We start from the raw sequence: 3,573 nt of genomic DNA on the forward strand, positions 1-3,573 counted from the left end.
GAGCAGGTCCGCGCTTCTTCGATGTTCGCCGCGGCTTGGCCATCGCAACACCCCGCAGGGTCAGGTGTTGCAACCACCTTTAGAACCCAAGGCGTTCCGCCGGGGCCAACTCAAGACGTCATAGCCACCGTACGCGCGTACCGCTTCCCCCACCGTCTCCCCAGACAGCCAGACGTCAACAGCCACTCAACCTTCAGTGAGACAACCTAGTGTTTCACCAACCTTCAGTGACAATGCTCAACCTTCGCTGCTACAGGTCATGAAACGCCGAAATCCCACACGAACCAAAGGCTCGTGCAGGATCTCGTCAATTCATCTCAGGCCATCTCAAGAACGGCCCACCTGATGCGGGTGATCGTCTCGATGCGCGAGGGCACCATCTCCTCCGTCCTGCTGCTGCGTCGGCTGTCCGGCTCGCGTCGCAACACCGGCTACACGGCGTTCCGCGAGATCGGCAAGGTCATCCGTACGGGGCCGGTCTGTCAGGCAAGGCCGCGCAGCGCTTCGTCCTCTGTGCTGCCGGGCCGGGGGAAGTACACGTACAGGACGTGGCCCTCGGGGCCGGCGAGCCCGAAGGTCTCGAAGCTCAGGCGGAGGATGCCGACGCCGTCGACGTGCAGCCGTTTCTCGCCCATCACGCGTTCGTGGACGTCGTGTGAGTCCCACAGGGCACGGAACGTCTCGCTGCGCTCGCGCATGTGCGCCACGAAGCCGTCGAGTTCCGCGCGGCGCGTGGCGGCGGTGGCGCGCAGACCTGCGACGGCCTGCAGGCTGATCGCTTCCCAGCCGGGATAGACCGTCCGCGCACGCGGATCGAGAAACGTGAACTCGATCAGGTTGTGCCCCGTGCTCCAGGCAGGGTTCACCCTGGCGGCGAGCGCGGTCCCGGCCAGTACGTCGCGCCCGGGGCCGACGACGAACGCGGGCAGGTCGGCCCATCGCTCCAGCAGGTGCAGTACCCCGGGCCGCACAGGAGGGGCCGGTGCGGTGTCGTTGTCCGCCGGTGCCAGCGGTGGCATCGCCAGGGACCACAAGTAGGCCCGCTCGGTGTCGTCCAGACGCAGTACACGGGCGAGAGCTTCAAGGATCTCGCGGGAGGGATGCCGGTCGCGGCCCTGCTCGATCCGGGCGTAGTAGGACGGGCTGAGCCCGGCAAGCAGGGCCAGTTCCTCACGGCGCAGCCCTTTGACCCGCCGTCTCGTGTTGTCGACGACACCGGCGGAGGCGGCGTCGATCTTCTCCCGGCGACTGCGCAGAAAGGAACCGAGCCGTTCGTCGTCATGTGTCATGCGGATCGACTTTACCGCCGCCCACGTGCGCGACGGCTTTCGTCCCGCCCGCGAAGGTGACCCTTTCGGAGACTGCCTCAAGGGGGTGTGGCACGTCCGTCGGCCTGCTGTTGTCATGAAGGCATGTCGAACGAAACGAACGCATCGCCGGTTTGGCTGATCACCGGATGCTCCAGCGGCCTGGGCCGCGCCTTGGCCGAGCACGTTTTGGAGCGAGGCGACCGAGTCGCGGTCACCGCCCGCAGCCGTGCCGCTGTGACCGGCCTCGCCGCCGAGTACGGCGACCGAGCCCTGGCTCTGGAGCTGGATGTGACCGACCCCGCGTCGGTGACCGCAGCCGTCCAGGAGTGCGAGCGGAGGTTCGGGCGGATCGACGTACTCGTCAACAACGCCGGATACGGCTACCTGGCGGCGATCGAAGAGGGCGAAGAGGCCGCTGTTCGCGCCTTGTACGACACCAATGTGCACGGGGTGGTGACGGTCCTCAAGGCCGTGCTGCCCGGCATGCGGGCCCGCCGCACGGGGCGCATCGTCAACGTCTCCTCCTTCGGTGGCCTGGCCGCCTTTGCCGCGACCGGCTACTACCACGCCACGAAGTTCGCCTTGGAGGGGCTGTCGGAGTCGCTGGCCGCGGAACTCGCCCCGCTCGGCATCACGGTGACGATCGTGGAACCCGGCGGTCGTCGCACCGAGTGGGCAGGGGCCTCGATGCGCCGGTCTCCGATACGCCTGGACGACTACGAGCAGACCGCCGGCAAGCGCCGTGAGGCCACACTGGCCGTGTCCGGCCGCCAGCCCGGCGACCCGGTCCGGGCTGCGGCGGCCATCGCCGCGACCGTGGACACAGAGGTACCTCCGCTGCGGCTGCTGCTCGGCTCCGACGCGCTCGCCGGAATCCGCGCCCGCCTGGAACGGACGCGTGCCGAGACGGATGCCAACGAGGCACTGACCGTGAGCGTGGACCTGGAGGAAAGATGAGCGGCATGGGCGCGTTCGTGGTGGTCGGCGCCGGACCCGGTCCGGGTGCCGCGGCGGCCCGCCGGTTCGGCCGCGAGGGACATCCTGTCGGGCTGATCGCGCGCAGCGCCGAAAGCCTGGAACCGATCGCTGCCGACCTGCCCCACCTGCACTCCTTCACGAACGGTCTCGAACCCGACCGCGCCGCCGTCGACGCCGGCCTCACCCGCCCCCACCACAACGGCCGCGCCGAGGGCGTCAACACCCGAACCAAACGGATCACGAGACAGATGCACGGCCGAGCCGGATTCCCCCTGCTCCGCCACCGCATCCTCCTCCAGTGATCACTACACGGCGCTACCACCGATTACGGGCCAGAGCCGAACTTTTTTACAGGTGGGCCAGATGGCTGCGCTGATCACCTCGGTGACGGGAAAATGGGGTGGGTGTCCCGGTCAGCCGATGGGTCTGCGATGCCGGTGAGCTCGTTTTACAGGATGGCGATGGGGGTCGTCAGGGGACCACGGATTGTTGCCAGGGCGGTGCTTCACCGCCTCGAGCACGTGTGTCAGACTCCGCCTCTTCCCCGATCCCTCCGGGACACCCGCCGGGAACGGTGGCCTGCGACGGGAGGGGAACGGCGATGGTTCGACACGAGGGCGTCCAGGACGAGGGGATCCACCTGCGGTCGGCGGGGTTGGATCTGGGCAAGCGGTTCCTGCTCGCCTGCGTACGCACGCCGAGCCTGAAGCGGCGGGGCAGCTGGTCGCTGGAGACCGAGCGGTTCGGCACCACCCGGGCGGAGGTCCGGTGTCTGCCGGCCCGGCTGCTGGAACGGCGGGCGGACGTGGTGGTGATGGAGGCGACCTCGGACTACTGGCGGTCGGTCTACTACGTGTTGCAGCCACAGCTGAAACTGATGCTGGTCAACCCCGCGCACCCGAAGGGGATCCGGGGCCGCAAGACCGACCCGAACGATGCCGCGTTCCTGGCCCGGGCGGGTGCGTCGGGGATGGTGATGGCGTCGTTCGTGCCCGAACGCGGCATCCGCGAGCTGCGCGGCCTCACGCGTCGACGGACCGAGCTGGTCCGCGCCGCCGGATGGGAGGCCCAGCGGCTGGAGAAGGAGCTCGAAGACACCGGGATGAAGCTCAGCTCCGTCCTGTCCGACATCACCGGGGTGACCGGCCGCGCGATCCTGAAGGCCCTGGTCGCCGGGGAACGCGACCCGCACCGCCTCGCCGACCTGGCGGTTGCCCGGGCCCGCAACCGGATCCCCGTGCTGGTTGCCGCGCTGGATGGCGAGTTCACCGACCACCACGCCTTC

The 3,573-nt window shown here is 68.7% G+C and carries 3 protein-coding genes and 2 pseudogenes; 4 read left to right on the forward strand and 1 reads right to left on the reverse strand.

Features of this window, described 5'->3' with window-relative positions:
- Positions 1-291 precede the first annotated feature (291 nt).
- Positions 292-462, forward strand: a pseudogene (locus A3IC_RS73490) (Tn3 family transposase); the annotation flags it as partial.
- A 20-nt stretch (positions 463-482) separates the two neighbouring features.
- Here A3IC_RS73490 and A3IC_RS0113385 read toward each other — a convergent pair.
- Entirely contained in the window at positions 483-1,289 is an 807-nt protein-coding gene (locus A3IC_RS0113385; RefSeq protein WP_020550561.1) for a helix-turn-helix domain-containing protein, read from the reverse strand.
- Between the two features lie 123 nt (positions 1,290-1,412).
- Here A3IC_RS0113385 and A3IC_RS0113390 point away from each other — a divergent pair, with 123 nt between their 5' ends.
- The 3 genes and pseudogenes from A3IC_RS0113390 to A3IC_RS54200 form a co-directional block, all read left to right on the forward strand.
- Positions 1,413-2,267, forward strand: a complete 855-nt coding sequence (locus tag A3IC_RS0113390; protein ID WP_020550562.1) for an oxidoreductase — start codon at positions 1,413-1,415, stop codon at positions 2,265-2,267.
- 128 nt (positions 2,268-2,395) lie between these two features.
- Positions 2,396-2,590: pseudogene (locus A3IC_RS70080) on the forward strand (ISL3 family transposase); the annotation flags it as partial.
- 299 nt (positions 2,591-2,889) lie between these two features.
- The coding region (locus A3IC_RS54200) for an IS110 family transposase (protein WP_020550564.1) at positions 2,890-3,573 on the forward strand (684 nt) is incomplete at its 3' end.

It is taken from the genome of Embleya scabrispora DSM 41855 (genome assembly GCF_000372745.1).
GTDB lineage: Bacteria > Actinomycetota > Actinomycetes > Streptomycetales > Streptomycetaceae > Embleya > Embleya scabrispora.

Excerpts from the sequence above, each read along its gene's own strand:
- A3IC_RS0113385 (WP_020550561.1), bottom strand. The coding sequence starts at position 1,289 with ATGACACATGACGACGAACGGCTCGGTTCCTTTCTGCGCAGTCGCCGG.
- A3IC_RS0113390 (WP_020550562.1), top strand. The coding sequence starts at position 1,413 with ATGTCGAACGAAACGAACGCATCGCCGGTTTGGCTGATCACCGGATGC.